The organism is Erythrobacter westpacificensis, assembly GCF_039542285.1.
GTDB lineage: Bacteria > Pseudomonadota > Alphaproteobacteria > Sphingomonadales > Sphingomonadaceae > Alteraurantiacibacter > Alteraurantiacibacter westpacificensis.
In genome coordinates this window covers 17,354-30,392 of record NZ_BAABHV010000036.1, presented here as the reverse complement: position 1 = coordinate 30,392, position 13,039 = coordinate 17,354, and the positions used below count along the sequence as shown (strand labels likewise).

Below are 13,039 nucleotides of genomic sequence, written 5' to 3'. Positions count from 1 at the left end.
GGCTGATCGTGCCACGGAACGGGCGTCTAAAGCTTTGGTCGGCTCCCCCTATCCGTGGTTCGGCAGCAAAAGTCAACTCAAAAGCACCGCTTTTGAGAGCGACGGCGCTTGGCTTGGCGAGGCCCACTGAGGGAGGGCCTTAAGATGAGTGTTTCCATAGGCACCGCGCTAGCGCGCGGTGGCCACGCCGCGGCGGCGCAGCTCGCGCCTGGTCGCAGCTCGCGTCCGTCGAGCGGCGATCGCGTAGTAGATCTACTGCGCTCGCTTTCGCGCCTCACCAGCGCGGCCCAGGTGAACGACTTTCTCAGGCTGTTGCACAGCCAATTATCGCAGCTCGCCGGCGGCCCGCTGGACGATCGCGAAACGCAGCTTATCCACCGCATGGCCGAGGAACGCCGCCTCGAGCTGCAAGAGGCGCGCGAGCGCCGCCTCCCGCCAACGCACAGCTACTTCCCGACGCGGCCGAAATCGGAGCTTTCGCGCTCCGAAGCCGCGAGCGGAAAACGCAATCCGCTCCGGTGGGCGCGGAAGCAGCGACTTGGCGGCCTCGCCGCCGTGCCCCCGATCGCCGACTACAACGGCTTCACCGAGGGCGAGCGCGCCGTGCTCTACATCATTGCGGCCGACATGCGCGCCTTCGGCGCTTGCCGCTGCACGACGCAGGAGATCGCCGATCGCGCCGGCGTCGGCCGAACCACCGTCCGCAATGCCGTGCGCAAAGCCCGGCAGATCGGCGCCGTAAAGGTCGAGCACCGCCCCCAATGGCGAGGAAAGTGGCTCTCCAACATCATCACGATCGTCTGCAAAACTTGGCTCTCTTGGCTTCGCCGCTTCCGCCCGAACCTTGGTTTGCGGTTCAAGGGTGTCAAAAAAGCGAAGCCCACAGATACCTCCGGATTAAATCATAACAGCAGCCGCGATTTTCAGCCGGAAAGTCACAGCCAAAACCATAGATGGAAGCGGCAAAAGGAATGGCCCTAGTCGGGCCATGCGTTTTCGTTAGCAAAATCCCGAGCTGTTGCGCCCCACCGTGAAGTATGGCAATTTCGCGGTGTCCGGATAACGTAGACGGAAGAAGTTCGATGTCGATGGACGTTGACTCACGCGCACGCAAAATCGTGCAGGACATGAAGGGCCAGTGGCGCGGCTCTTATGGCATGGTCTGTTGCCCTGCTCACAACGACCGCACTCCGTCGCTCCAAGTGACTCCGGGCCGATCGGCCGTGCTCTTCAAATGTTGGGCCGGTTGCTCGCAAGAGGCGGTGCTTGCCGCCCTCAACAGCCAGAAAATCAACCGCTACACCAGTGGCGAACCCGGCGACCGCGCACCCGAGCCTTCGCGCCGCAAGCTTGCGCTTCAGCTCTGGGATTCCGCCGTGCCGATCGCCGGCACCTCGGCCGAACGCCATCTGCGTTCGCGCGCGATCGACCCCACCGGCCTAAAGGTGCGCTTTGCTCCGCGCTGCATCGTCGGCCCGCCCGACGATCGCGAAGAGCACGCCGCGCTTCTCATCCCCTTCGAGACGGACGAGGGGATAATTGCCGTGCAGCGGATCTTGATCGACCCGGTGACAGGCGAGAAGCGCTACCACGCGGGGCTTCGCGAGGCGAAACTGACGCTCGGCCTGGTCCGCAACGCGGCCATGCGGATCGGCGGCCAACCCACCGGCGACACTCTGCGCCTGGCTGAAGGCTTCGAGGAAGCCGTTTCCGTCACCCAGCTCAGCCAGGGCCGGTTGAAGGTGTGGGGCGCGGGCGGCATCCGCCGCTATGGCCTGATCGCAATTCCCGAACGCATCCGGAAAATCGTCATTTATTCGCAGCACGGCCCGGAAGCGGCCGAGGCCATAGAAGCCGCGCGCGAACACCTCACCGACACCGACCGCGAGCTGAAAATCATCCTCCCGCCAGCGCCGGCGCCGATGGATTGGAACGACATTTTGAAGGAGCGGGCCAAGTGCTGATGAGCGGTTTCAAAAAATGGCCAACTCACCAAAAGATCATCCTGCCAATTCTCGTCGTCCTGGGCTTCGGGATGCTGGTCAATGAGACGCAGATACGCGAGCCGAAGCCAGTCAATCTGCTGGTTTCCAATCCCGAGATCGTCGACGGTGACACCTTCCGGATTGATGGGCGGCGCTATCGGCTGATCGGCATGGATGCGCCGGATTCCGATAGGAATGGCGACGTGCTTAAGACCGCAGCGGGGCTCTACCTCGAAGAGCTGGTGCGGCAGAACGGGCCGATGGATTGCACGAGCACGTTTCTCGACAAGCCTTTGGCGGCCGAAGGTATCTGCCGGCAAAATCGCTCGAGCTGGGGCCGGATGAATCTTTCGTGCCGGTTTCGGTCGAATGGAGCGTCGGTCGGGGCAACGATGGTGCGACACGGCTATGCAGTCGATTTCCGCCAGCATTCGGGGTTGGCTTACGCCGCGTTGATGAAAGACGCAGCGCGGGAGGCCCGCGGGCTTTGGGGCGTCGATTATCGGGCCATGCGGCAACTCGCGATCGAGCGTGGCCGGTTGCCGGAATCGTGCGAGAAGTAGGAGCCGGGAACCTGCTCTACTCCGCCGGGCGGCTTCGCCGCCCGGCTCCACGGAGCCGCGCCAAGGCGTCTCCGCCCATACGGGTGACGATCAGGGCTATTGTCGCGGCTGACTACGACCAAGGAGAAGGCCATGATCTTGACCGCCGTTTTCATCGTTGGCGTGCTGTTCGGGGCTGTCCTCACCTACGCAATCCTCCGCCCCGCAATACGCCAGGACTGACTCTCCGAGCATCGAGCGGCCTTCGGCCGCGCGCCCTTGGTGGTGGCACGTGCCACCGGGGGAACAGCCGGGACGCCGCCCCGCGTTCCCCGAAGCGAAATGGACAGGGCCGTGGCTCAGTCGCTTCGCTCCCTGCGCCCGCACCACCCCCGTCAATTTCGCTTCTCCCCTCCCCACCCCGCTCCTCGCCGGAGCGGCAGGGCCGCAGCCGCAGGCAGGCGGCCTTGCCGACCAAGAAGGAGTGAAACCATGACCATCCAGACTATCGCTTTGAACAAGCTCGCCATCTCCGAACTCAATGTGCGGAAGGTGAAGCCCAAGGAGATCGAGGCGCTTGCCGCCGACATTCAGGCGCGCGGCGTCTTGCAGAACCTTATCGGCTACGAGGAAGGCCAGAAGGTCAAGATTTGCGCCGGTGGACGGCGCTACCGGGCCTTGAAGCTGTTGCAGAAGCAGAAGGCCATTCCCGGCACGTTCGAGGTTCCCGTTGAAATCCGCAGCAAGGACGAGGCGCTGGAAATCTCGCTTGCCGAGAACGAACAGCGCGAGGACATGCACCCCGCCGACGCCGTTATGGCCTATCGGGCAATCATCGACAGCGGCAAAGAGGTCGAGGACGTTGCCGCGTCGTTCGGCGTCTCCCCGGCCTATGTGCGGCGCGTGTTGAAGCTGTCGGCGCTGCATCCCACCATCCTCAAAGCCTTCCAGAATGATGAAATCGGTATGGGATCGGCGCAGGCGTTCGCGCTGACCGACGATCACGACCGTCAGTTGGAGGTTTTCAAGCGCACCGGCGACAACCCCCATCAAATCCGCGCGATGCTGACACAGGAGAAAATGGCCGACGACGACAAGTCGTTTCAGATCGTGGGCGAGGAAGCCTATCTCGCCGCTGGCGGCACCTTCACCACCGACCTGTTCGGCGAGCGGCGCTATTGCGACGACCCCGGCCTTGTCATGGACCTTTTGCAAGATCGGCTTGAGGCTATCGCCAAGGCGGCGCGCGAGGACGGTTGGAGGGATGCCGAGGCGCAGCTTTCCCGTCCTGACAGCTATTGGATGCGGACCCACCTTGAGCCGGCAGGCGAACGCGATCCGACCGAGGACGAAGCCGCCGAGCTGGCGCAGATCGAGGCCGCTATCGCCAAGCGCGAAAGCGAAGTCGAGGACGACGAACGCTTTTACGACGACGAGTTGCGCGACCTGGGCCGAAAGCAACAGGCCATTCGCGGCAGCCTGAAAGTGTTCACCGACGAGCAGAAGGCGGAACACACCCTGATCGTCTTTGTCGGCTACGATGGGATCGACCAAGTAGCGTTCACTCGTTCGAGCAGGGGCGGCGCTGGCGCTGACGGTCCGAAGCCACCCCGCCCCGACTACTCGCAAAAGGTCATGAACCAGCTTGGCGCTATCCGCACCCTTGCCGTGCGCGAGGCGGTAGCGGGGGACCCCGAATTGGCGCTGGACGTGCTCTTGAGCGGACTTCTCGCGCAGGTTCAGGGGCGCGGTTTCAGCTTCGAGCAGGCGGCGGAAATCCGGGCCGAGAATAGCCCGTTCCACATCGACGAAGCGGTTATGTCCCATTCGTCCATGCGCGAGATCGGCGAGCTGGCAGAGGCGGACCTTGCCCGCGTTGGCGACGAACCGACGCTGGCCACTTTCCGCGAGATCGACACCGAGACGAAGCTACGGCTTCTCGCCTACTGCGTTGCCTCGCAGATCACGAGCCTGTCGTTCCATAGCGAGCGTGACGGCCAGTTGGCGCAGATCGCCGAGGCGGCGCAGATCAACATGGTCGAAAAGTGGGAGCCCAATCAGGCGTTCTATGACCAGCTTAGCAAGGCGACCCTGTTGAAGCTGTTGGCAGAGGGATGCGGCGAAGGTGCCGTTGAGAACTGCCAGAAGATGAAGCGCGCCGAGCTTGCGGTTGCCGTCAATGAACGGCTCGCAGGCCGAGGCATCCTGCCTCCGGCGCTCCGCATGACTGCCATGGCCGAAGCTGCCGACAGCGAAAGCAAGGCGGCGTGAGCCACGGGGGGCGCGATTCACTCCCGCGTCCCCCGCAACCTTTGGGGTGGTGGCACGTGCCACCACCCCGCCTTTGCGGAGGCACCTATGGCCCGCCATCCCGTCACCCGAGAGCAGCGCTATCATCCTGCGCCGAAGATCATCGGCCAGCAGCCCGATCTATTCGGCGGCCCGACCGTCACCCACGAAGTTTCGCGCCGCAGCGTCCCGAACAACTTCGGCCGTCAGCTTCTCGCCTATCACCTTGCCGATCATATTGCCGACCTGGAGAACGACCATGAAGCCGCTCCGCAGCCTTGACCGTGATACGCGCCGCGCGCGCCTTCTCGCCGCCCGCACTCGGCCCGTTGGAGGAATCAACCGCAAAGGGATCTTCGCGGGCGATTGGGACCGTGGCAGCGTCGTCGGCCAGTTCCGCAGCGGGCGCGGTTCGTGGCGCGGCCTTGCGGCCTACAAGGCCCCGCCAGCCCCGCGCGCCGTCTACCTTGTCGCCTGTGTGAGCCAGAAGGGAGAGCAACGCGCCCCGGCGCGCGATCTCTATCGCTCCGATTGGTTCCGAAAGGCGCGGGCCTATGTCGAGGCGACGGGCTGCGAATGGTTCATCCTTTCGGCCGAGCACGGCCTGTTGCACCCCGACGCGCCCATTGCCCCCTATGATACGACCCTTGCCAAGCTGGGAGCCGAAGGCCGCGCGGCATGGGGCGAGCGCGTTGCCGCGCAGATCGACGCGGCAATAGGCCCCGACTTCGCCGGCGAGCTGATCTTTCTCGCGGGGGAGCACTACCGCTCGCCGCTTGCCGCCTACGCCGGGGACCGTGCCCGCGTTCCGATGGCCGGGCTTGGCATCGGCCAGCAAAAGGCATGGCTTGCCGCCCAGCTCGCCGAGGTCGAGGAGTGACGAACGCCTTTGGGCAAAGGTGGATCTTCCCCCATGTTTGGTCCGCATGCGCTACACGTTAGTCCTTCAGATGATCAGCACATATGCGGCGCCAAGGGCCGAGCAGACGCCTAGCACCGGCAGCATCCGGGCCTTGAGCCAGAACATGGCAACTATCGCGCCCAGCGCCAGCGCCAGCGCTGGCCAATCGACGGTCGTCAGCACGGGGATATCGATGGCACCGAGCGCGAAGGGCACTCCGCGGACTTGCCCGAACAAGGTGTGGATACCAAACCAGACTGCCAGATTGAGAATGACACCCACCACTGCGGCGGTGATTGCTCTAAGCGCGGCCGACAACGCGCGGTTGCCACGCAGCCGCTCGACGAACGGCGCGCCGGCGAAGATCCACAGGAAGCAGGGCACGAAAGTGACCCAGGTGGTGAGGATCGCACCCAGCGTCGCGGCGACGAGCGGCGGCAGCCCGGTCGCCTCGCGGAAGGCAGCGAGGAAGCCAACGAACTGCGTCACCATGATCAGCGGACCCGGCGTTGTCTCGGCCATGCCGAGCCCGTCAAGCATCTCGCCGGGCTGGAGCCAGCCATAAGTCTCGACCGCCTCCTGCGCGACATAGGCGAGCACCGCGTAGGCGCCGCCGAAGGTCACCACCGCCATCTGGCTGAAAAAGGTGGCGATGCGGCTGAATACGTCGTCCGCACCGAATGCGAGCAGCAGCGCCGCGATCGGCGCCAGCCAAAGCACCAGCAGAATGCCGGAGATGCGCAGCGACCAGGAAAGGTTCGGCCGCGCATGGTCGGGAAGGCCCTCGCCAAGCGCAGTGTCGCGGTCGTGGATTATCTCGGCACCGGCGGGACCATGTCCGCCGCCGCCCTTGAATGCGGCGTAACCAGCGCGGCCACCGAAGAAGCCGATCAGCGCGGCGGCAAGCACGATCAGCGGGAAGGGAACGTCGAGCATGAAGATCGCGACGAACGCCAGCGCGGCAAGACCGCGCATGACGTTGTTCTTCAAGGCACGCGAACCCACCCGGACCACCGCCTGCAGCACCACCGCCAGCACGGCGGCCTTCAATCCTAAGAGCAATCCCTCGACCAGCGGCACTTCGCCGAGCAGCACATAGACATAGCTGAGGCCTAAAATCGCAAGGAAGCCGGGCAACACGAACAGCGCGCCCGCGACCAGCCCACCCTTGGTCTTGTGCAAGAGCCAGCCAATATAGACCGCTAGCTGTTGCGCTTCAGGGCCGGGCAGCAGCATGCAATAGTTGAGGGCGTGGAGGAACCGCTCCTCGCCGATCCAGCGCTTCTCCTCGACCAGGATGCGATGCATCACCGCTATCTGGCCCGCCGGTCCGCCGAAGCTGAGCAGCGCGACCCTGATCCAGACGCGCACCGCCTCGCCGAAGCCGATGCCGTGCTCGTGCGGCCTTTCGACCGCGATCTCAGCGCGTGCGCTGGCCTCCATCGTCAATCCCCTTTTCGCCGGGTGAAGTGAGCATAGAAACCGTCGAGTGCGGTCGATCCGCGCGCGATCCGCTCCTCGTCGTCCTCGGTGCCGGCACAGATCCCGGCGATAAGTGCGCTCACGCCCGGCGTCTCCGGCCGCTCAAACCGCGCATCGGCGATATCGAGGTCGTGAACAATTTCGGCGAGTGCGCGCAGCGCCGGGTCGGTCTCGAGACCGGTGCGGAACACCAAGGTCTCGAAGGAGCAGCGGTCGCCTTCGTGGGTGAATTCAGCGTCCGCCATGTCGAACCTGAGTTCATCAGGCTCCGGCGTATAGCCTTTGCCCTCGACGAACTTGAAACGCGCCTCGGAGTCGATGAAGCGGCGAATGAGCCAGGCGGACGCGATGCGATCGACATGGACATGGCGGCGCGTCACCCAAACGCGGCGTTTTAGCTCAGCCGGCGTCAGCTCGGGTGCTCCGGGCCCGCTCACATCGGGATGTTGGTGTGAGCGGCGCTCTGCCTCGGCAATGGCGGCTTCAGCGGCCTGCTGGCCGTGCGCACCGAAAAAGTCGATGGTTGCGATCTCGTTCAGGCGCTTGCGCAAGCGGCCCACATCCGCCGCCGCGACGTACTCGTCCTCGCACAGAGCGCGCGCCTCGCGCGCCAACTCCTCATAATCGGCGTCACGGGCAGCGTCGAACACTCCGCGGAGCTCCGCATCGCCCATGCCGCCAGCAAGCCGCGCTTCGAGGATTAGCGCCTCGCCGCCATTCTCGGTGATCTCGCAATGCAGCTCTTCGAAAAGAGCGCGCGTGTCTTCGCGATTGGGGAGCGCATGGACTGCGTTCTTGAGCGGCGCGGCCCCGATCGCCTGCAAACGCCGCCATACCTTCACCCGCAAATATGCAGGTTTGGCGGGGAGTTGCGGGATCAGGAGCAACCAAGGGGAAACTTGTGTGTTTGTCATAGTTGTATCGTAACTGGCTTACGAGTGTAAGGGTTGCATCACAAGTCCCATAAGCATAGGACCGCTTATCACGAAGAGAGAAACCGGAGCGCGATGCTGGGTTTGTCACGGTTGGCTGGCGGCGCGCTCGCATGACGTGAGGCTTTCCGTGTCGAGTGCCTGATGAAGGATCAATTATGCTGAAAAAGACCCTCGCCTTGGGATTCACCAGCCTCCTGCTTGCAAGCCCGGCATGGGCAGCGCCGGACTGGTCGGCGGTCGACCGGGCGATAGGACGAGCGGGAGCAGAACAGGCAGGGGGCGTTCACCGCTACAGCTTCCCGCGTTCGGACCTGAGCGTCACGCTGGATGGGGTGACGATCAAGCCCTCCCTCGCGCTCGGCTCCTGGGCGGCGTTTCAGCCGATGGGCGATGAGGCAATGGTGATGGGCGATCTCGTGCTGACGCACGACGAGGTGAACCCGGTGATGAGCCGCTTGCTGGCAAGCGGCTTCACGATCACCGCGCTCCATAATCATCTGCTCCGCTCGTCGCCGGCAACGATGTACATGCACATCGCCGGCCACGGAGACCCAGTGAAGCTCGCGGCCGCGCTCCGGCAAGCGCTCTCGGCCAGTCGGACTCCGCTCGCCGCGCCGCAGCCACACTCGGCCAGCGCAGCCGCGTCGTCGCCGCTCGATCTCGATGTGGCTGCGCTCAACCGGTTGATGGGCAGTGAGGGCCAGGCCGCCGGCGGCGTCCTCAAATACAGCTTTCCGCGCGCCGAGCGGTTGATGGACGGCGATATGGAGACTCCGCCGACGATGGGCACGGCGACCGCGATCAACTTCCAGCCTACCGGGGACGGCCGAGCCGCGATCACCGGCGACTTCGTGCTGGTCGCCAGCGAGGTCGATCCGGTTCTGCGCGCGCTGCGGACGAACGGGATCGAAGTCACGGCGCTGCATAATCACATGCTGAACGACGAACCGCGGCTGTTCTTCATGCACTTCTGGGCCAACGACGACGCGGCCAAGCTCGCCAGTGGGCTGCGCGCGGCGCTCGACAAGATGAACAATCAGAGGAGTTGAAACCGGACGACGGCTCATAGGGCCGTAACCGCCGCCCGTTCGACCCACGGCCCTCAGCCAGGAAGTGGAATGGAACATGCCTAGCAAACGAACTCTCACTGCCCTCGCGGGTGTGGGCGCGGCCGCACTGGCGATCGCGGGCGTGGCGATCGCGCAAAACCACGAGGAGAACGAGGACCGGATCATCGGCGAGCACAGCGAAAGAGATATCCCGCTCGATCAGGTGCCCGAGGCAGCGATGAATGCCGCACGTGCGCAACTCGCCTCAATAAGCAAGGCGGAGCAGGTCACCCGAAAGGCGGACGGAAGCACGCTCTATGAGATCAAGGGCAAGAACAACGACGGAAAGACCGTTGAGCTGTTCGTCACGCCTGAAGGCGAGGTGCTCGGCAGCGAATGAAGGAACAGCACGGGCGTCGGCCGTTGAGGGCCGATCTGCCCGTTTCGAACCGATACTGCGGAATAGGAGACGAAAATGCGGCCAAGGCGATGGATGTTGTTATGCGCCGCTTTGGCCGCCCTGCCTGGTAGCGCGAACGGCCAATCCGAACCCGCGTCGGCGACGGGCTCGGCGTTGCTCGCAAGCTGTCAAGCGAATGAGCCGCGATGCGGCGCCTATCTCCAAGGTGTGCTCGACATGATGATCGTTGCGCGCAAAGCGGATTGCGGTGCTCCACGTTACGACCGGGCAGCGCTGCGCGCGGCATACCTGCGCTGGGTTGAACGAAACAGCTATTTCAAGAGTGTCCACATGGTGGCGGGTGCTAAGCAGGCGCTGGATGAGACATGGCGGTGCGAGGCGAGATCTGCCTCTAATGAAAGCCGAGACTGATCAGATGTCGCGCGCCCCGCGAGACGCGCGATCTCCTGCCCCCCTCAGCAACGGTCGAGTTATTCAACCACGTTGAGATCCGCTGCCGTGTTCAGCGAGGCGCTGAATTTGCAGTCGGGGCCAATATCCGCGCCGGTCAATGTGAACACCGTTGGCGCGTCGCCGTGGTTCTCGATCGTGAACGGCACCCAACCGTTGGTCCAGCAGAAGGTCGAGAGGCCTTCCTTGATCCTCAGCCCGATAAACCGTCCTTCCCCTCCATCGCCGTCGACTGAGATAATCTCCCACGTTGTCGGGGAGATTGTAATATCGGAGCAGGCCGATGGCGCTGGCGCACTGCCGCCCGTCACCGACCCGCTCGATGCGTTCGGCGGATTGGTGCCCGTCGCAGGACCGGACACCATTTTGAAGTTCCATGCGCAGGCCCAGCTCTCCTGTCCGCCGTTCTTCACGAGGTTGCCCGGCCCATAAATGCTGAAGCTGTAATTGGGCGGGACAATCCCATCTGCGAACGAAGGGCTGGCGAGCGCGAACGTCAGGCACGCGCCGAGGCACGCTGTTAAGGCCATTTTCATGGCATCCTCCTACTTTCGTTGGGTTCGAGGGCCGCTCTTCGCGCCCTCGCCTGTCTCGCTATCGAGCAGGCCATGCGATTGAACACCGCGCCAGGCCGCAAGGGAAATCAACTTTCCGTGAACGCTCGCCCAGCCTTGTTGATCGTCGCGCTCGCCGTCGCCGGGCCGATCAGCGCGAGCGCTGCCGGCGAGGCAGTAGCGCCGCGCACGATCGAGCTTCAGGGCCGATGCGACTACAGGTCCGCCGCCGAGAGCGTCGGCCCTGACACCGGCTTTGCCGTGTGCAATTCCGTCGCCATCACGCGCAACGGTGATAGCAGCGCGATCGACTTTCGCCGGTCCCTGGGCGGATCGGAGTTCCGCTATGAAGGCGCGCTTTCGGGCGACTCCATGACGATCGCGCGTCTCCGGATCAAAGGCCGCGTAGCGCAGGACGCGGACGGGGAATGCACGATCTTTCGGCGCGGCGAGAAGATCTCCACCGTCACTTGCGTAGCCAGGTCCGGTTGGAAAACCTTCGCCGCGAACTTCGTAGCTTCCAGAATCAACCCGTAATTGGAGCGCCCTTTGGGCGCGCCTCTAATGGATCGGCGGTGGCACGTGCCACCGCCTGAAAAGCGCGGGCGTCGGGCTCGGGGATGGGTTTTCGCTCTGTTGTCGTCCCAGTGTGGCATGGGTGCGCGACGCCTATCAAGGATCGGCGGTTCCCCCAATTTGCTGCGCAAATCGGCTCCCCCACCGCCCGCTAGCGCGGCCGCTTCGCGGTCCTGGACAGCCGCCGCCGGAGCCCATGCCAACCGGTCACTCCCAACAACGCAGAAGGAGAACCGGATGCACGTCAAATTGTATCAATCATTGAAGTCGGTTAATGTGTCGGATGACGCAGCAGCCGAGGTTGTAGATGCTGTTGAGGAGTATTTGGCAGTGAAGATCAAGGAAGCCACCGCAGGAATGGAAGCCAAGCTGAACGCCCTCACGTGGCTCGTCGGCTCGATCGGCGTCCTGCTTTCGGCCGCGGCCATCATCGGCACAGCGGCAGCGTTCTTCAAGTGACGCATCGAGGGAGGCTCCGGCCTCCCTCTTTTTTTAACGCCGCTTCCAGAACGCTGCCGCCAATGCCGGTTGTACCGGCACGCTAGATCGCTAACGTCGTTTTCGCGCTGCGGGTGAGCCCCTGCCCCCCAAGGCATCGATCCCCGCAGCGCACCACCACCCATGATGAGCGGCCCAGGGCCGCACTCCAATCTCTGGCACCTGCCACGTTAGATCGTGCGGCCTTGCGGCCGCGCGCCATCGGTGGTGGCACGTGCCGCCAGTGGAACAGCCGGGGCTCCTGCCCCTCGTTCCCGGAAGCGAAATAGACAGGCCGAGGCTCGCTTCGCTGCGCCCGCACCAACCCGTCGATTTCGCTTCCCCCTCCCCTCCCCGCGCCTCGCCGGCGGGTCAGAGCCGCAGCCAGCAGGCAGGCGGCTTTGACAAGCAGGAGTGAGGAAAAATGCCGAAGAACACCAACCGGGTCGATCTCTATCAGGCAGTCACCGACGACATTCTTTCGATGTTGGAGGCAGGCACCAAGCCTTGGGCGAAGCCGTGGAGCGGCGGCGCTTCGATCCCCCTTCGCCACAACGGCATTCCCTATCGCGGAATCAATATTCTCAGCCTTTGGGCGAGCGCCATGCGGCAGGGCTTCGCATCGCCCTACTGGCTGACGTTCAAGCAGGCGCTGGAGCTGGGCGGCAACGTCAAGAAGGGCAGCAAGGGAACCACCGTTGTCTATGCGAACAAGCTGGTCATCAAAGACGAGGAAACCGACGACGAGCGCCGCATTCCGTTCCTGAAACGCTACACCGTCTTTAATGCCGAGCAGGTCGAGGGAGTCGAAGGAAAATACCCGCCCCCGCCCGCGATCATCAACAATCCGGACAGCCGCGACGACGAGCTGGAAGCCATGTTCGGTCGCATCGAGGCCGACTTGCGCCACGGCGGATCGAGCGCGTTCTACCACATTCGCGACGATTATATTCAGATGCCGGCATTCGAGGCGTTCCACACCGGCGATGACTACTATGCGACGCTCGCCCATGAGGCCACCCATTGGGCCGGCGCTGAAAGTCGCCTCAATCGCAAGACCCTCACGTCAACGTCCCGCGCTGACTACGCGCGCGACGAGCTGGTCGCCGAGCTGGGCGCGGCCTTCCTTGGCGCTACCATCGGCTTCAAGGTCGAGGAACGCGAGGACCATGCGGCATATATTGAGCACTGGCTTGCCGCGCTGCGCAACGATAAGCGCGCGATTTTTGAGGCCGCGCGGGAAGCGCAGAACGCCGCTGACTACCTGCTGGCGATGATGCAGGAGGGGGGCGGGTGACGTCCCCCCGCACCGGCAAAACCGGGTCGGGCCACCGCGCACGCGCGGCGGCCCGTCGCCATGGCGGAGAAGGAGAGAGGC

At 64.1% G+C, this 13,039-nt stretch carries 15 protein-coding genes; 12 read left to right on the top strand and 3 right to left on the bottom strand.

Translation table 11 applies throughout. The features are described from left to right. Nucleotides 1–144 precede the first annotated feature (144 nt). From ABFX23_RS17565 to ABFX23_RS17540, 6 genes are all read left to right on the top strand, one after another. Nucleotides 145–981, top strand: coding sequence for a hypothetical protein (locus ABFX23_RS17565; RefSeq protein ID WP_346034166.1), 837 nt, complete (start codon nucleotides 145–147; stop codon nucleotides 979–981). 101 nt (nucleotides 982–1,082) lie between these two features. After that, on the top strand, nucleotides 1,083–1,964 hold the full coding sequence (locus ABFX23_RS17560) for a DUF7146 domain-containing protein (RefSeq protein WP_346034165.1): 882 nt from the start codon (nucleotides 1,083–1,085) through the stop codon (nucleotides 1,962–1,964). Then, on the top strand, nucleotides 1,964–2,548 hold the full coding sequence (locus tag ABFX23_RS17555; protein WP_346034164.1) for a thermonuclease family protein: 585 nt from the start codon (nucleotides 1,964–1,966) through the stop codon (nucleotides 2,546–2,548). Before ABFX23_RS17560 ends, ABFX23_RS17555 begins: the two co-directional genes overlap by 1 nt. A 471-nt stretch (nucleotides 2,549–3,019) precedes the next feature. Then, nucleotides 3,020–4,798, top strand: coding sequence for a ParB/RepB/Spo0J family partition protein (locus ABFX23_RS17550; protein ID WP_346034163.1), 1,779 nt, complete (start codon nucleotides 3,020–3,022; stop codon nucleotides 4,796–4,798). An 87-nt stretch (nucleotides 4,799–4,885) separates the two neighbouring features. Beyond that, the gene (locus ABFX23_RS17545; RefSeq protein WP_346034162.1) at nucleotides 4,886–5,098 is read left to right on the top strand and encodes a hypothetical protein; all 213 of its coding nucleotides are present in this window, start codon (nucleotides 4,886–4,888) and stop codon (nucleotides 5,096–5,098) included. Beyond that, nucleotides 5,076–5,696, top strand: a complete 621-nt coding sequence (locus ABFX23_RS17540; protein WP_346034161.1) for a DUF6884 domain-containing protein — start codon at nucleotides 5,076–5,078, stop codon at nucleotides 5,694–5,696. The genes ABFX23_RS17545 and ABFX23_RS17540 overlap by 23 nt, the downstream gene beginning before the upstream one ends. Nucleotides 5,697–5,762: 66 nt before the next feature. Here ABFX23_RS17540 and chrA read toward each other — a convergent pair whose 3' ends face one another. Further along, the gene (gene chrA, locus ABFX23_RS17535; protein ID WP_346034160.1) at nucleotides 5,763–7,160 is read right to left on the bottom strand and encodes a chromate efflux transporter; all 1,398 of its coding nucleotides are present in this window, start codon (nucleotides 7,158–7,160) and stop codon (nucleotides 5,763–5,765) included. A gap of 2 nt (nucleotides 7,161–7,162) precedes the next feature. Then, on the bottom strand, nucleotides 7,163–8,113 hold the full coding sequence (locus tag ABFX23_RS17530) for a chromate resistance protein ChrB domain-containing protein (protein WP_346034159.1): 951 nt from the start codon (nucleotides 8,111–8,113) through the stop codon (nucleotides 7,163–7,165). A gap of 176 nt (nucleotides 8,114–8,289) precedes the next feature. Here ABFX23_RS17530 and ABFX23_RS17525 point away from each other — a divergent pair, with 176 nt between their 5' ends. The 3 genes from ABFX23_RS17525 (at nucleotide 8,290) to ABFX23_RS17515 (ending at nucleotide 10,015) form a co-directional block, all read left to right on the top strand. Beyond that, nucleotides 8,290–9,183 (top strand): DUF1259 domain-containing protein, encoded by an 894-nt coding sequence (locus tag ABFX23_RS17525; RefSeq protein WP_346034158.1) that lies wholly within the window; start codon nucleotides 8,290–8,292, stop codon nucleotides 9,181–9,183. Nucleotides 9,184–9,259: 76 nt separating this feature from the next. Further along, the gene (locus ABFX23_RS17520; RefSeq protein ID WP_346034157.1) at nucleotides 9,260–9,583 is read left to right on the top strand and encodes a hypothetical protein; all 324 of its coding nucleotides are present in this window, start codon (nucleotides 9,260–9,262) and stop codon (nucleotides 9,581–9,583) included. 75 nt (nucleotides 9,584–9,658) lie between these two features. Then, the gene (locus ABFX23_RS17515) at nucleotides 9,659–10,015 is read left to right on the top strand and encodes a Rap1a/Tai family immunity protein (RefSeq protein ID WP_346034156.1); all 357 of its coding nucleotides are present in this window, start codon (nucleotides 9,659–9,661) and stop codon (nucleotides 10,013–10,015) included. A gap of 59 nt (nucleotides 10,016–10,074) precedes the next feature. Here ABFX23_RS17515 and ABFX23_RS17510 read toward each other — a convergent pair whose 3' ends face one another. Then, a complete protein-coding gene (locus tag ABFX23_RS17510; protein WP_346034155.1) occupies nucleotides 10,075–10,590 on the bottom strand; it encodes a hypothetical protein in 516 nt (171 codons plus the stop codon). A 117-nt stretch (nucleotides 10,591–10,707) separates the two neighbouring features. Between ABFX23_RS17510 and ABFX23_RS17505 the strand changes: the two genes are divergently transcribed. From ABFX23_RS17505 to ABFX23_RS17495, 3 genes are all read left to right on the top strand, one after another. Beyond that, on the top strand, nucleotides 10,708–11,145 hold the full coding sequence (locus tag ABFX23_RS17505) for a hypothetical protein (protein ID WP_346034154.1): 438 nt from the start codon (nucleotides 10,708–10,710) through the stop codon (nucleotides 11,143–11,145). 276 nt (nucleotides 11,146–11,421) lie between these two features. Then, a complete protein-coding gene (locus tag ABFX23_RS17500; protein WP_346034153.1) occupies nucleotides 11,422–11,643 on the top strand; it encodes a hypothetical protein in 222 nt (73 codons plus the stop codon). A 442-nt stretch (nucleotides 11,644–12,085) separates the two neighbouring features. Continuing rightward, nucleotides 12,086–12,958 carry an ArdC family protein gene (locus ABFX23_RS17495; RefSeq protein ID WP_346034152.1) on the top strand — a complete coding sequence of 291 codons (873 nt, stop codon included), beginning with the start codon at nucleotides 12,086–12,088 and terminating at the stop codon, nucleotides 12,956–12,958. The last annotated feature ends 81 nt before the right edge of the window (nucleotides 12,959–13,039 follow it).

Excerpts from the sequence above, each read along its gene's own strand:
- ABFX23_RS17565 (WP_346034166.1), top strand. The coding sequence starts at position 145 with ATGAGTGTTTCCATAGGCACCGCGCTAGCGCGCGGTGGCCACGCCGCG.
- ABFX23_RS17545 (WP_346034162.1), top strand. The coding sequence starts at position 4,886 with ATGGCCCGCCATCCCGTCACCCGAGAGCAGCGCTATCATCCTGCGCCG.
- ABFX23_RS17495 (WP_346034152.1), top strand. The coding sequence starts at position 12,086 with ATGCCGAAGAACACCAACCGGGTCGATCTCTATCAGGCAGTCACCGAC.
- ABFX23_RS17540 (WP_346034161.1), top strand. The coding sequence starts at position 5,076 with ATGAAGCCGCTCCGCAGCCTTGACCGTGATACGCGCCGCGCGCGCCTT.
- ABFX23_RS17525 (WP_346034158.1), top strand. The coding sequence starts at position 8,290 with ATGCTGAAAAAGACCCTCGCCTTGGGATTCACCAGCCTCCTGCTTGCA.
- ABFX23_RS17515 (WP_346034156.1), top strand. The coding sequence starts at position 9,659 with ATGCGGCCAAGGCGATGGATGTTGTTATGCGCCGCTTTGGCCGCCCTG.
- ABFX23_RS17510 (WP_346034155.1), bottom strand. The coding sequence starts at position 10,590 with ATGAAAATGGCCTTAACAGCGTGCCTCGGCGCGTGCCTGACGTTCGCG.
- ABFX23_RS17555 (WP_346034164.1), top strand. The coding sequence starts at position 1,964 with ATGAGCGGTTTCAAAAAATGGCCAACTCACCAAAAGATCATCCTGCCA.
- ABFX23_RS17550 (WP_346034163.1), top strand. The coding sequence starts at position 3,020 with ATGACCATCCAGACTATCGCTTTGAACAAGCTCGCCATCTCCGAACTC.
- ABFX23_RS17530 (WP_346034159.1), bottom strand. The coding sequence starts at position 8,113 with ATGACAAACACACAAGTTTCCCCTTGGTTGCTCCTGATCCCGCAACTC.
- ABFX23_RS17500 (WP_346034153.1), top strand. The coding sequence starts at position 11,422 with ATGCACGTCAAATTGTATCAATCATTGAAGTCGGTTAATGTGTCGGAT.
- ABFX23_RS17520 (WP_346034157.1), top strand. The coding sequence starts at position 9,260 with ATGCCTAGCAAACGAACTCTCACTGCCCTCGCGGGTGTGGGCGCGGCC.
- ABFX23_RS17560 (WP_346034165.1), top strand. The coding sequence starts at position 1,083 with ATGTCGATGGACGTTGACTCACGCGCACGCAAAATCGTGCAGGACATG.
- chrA (WP_346034160.1), bottom strand. The coding sequence starts at position 7,160 with ATGGAGGCCAGCGCACGCGCTGAGATCGCGGTCGAAAGGCCGCACGAG.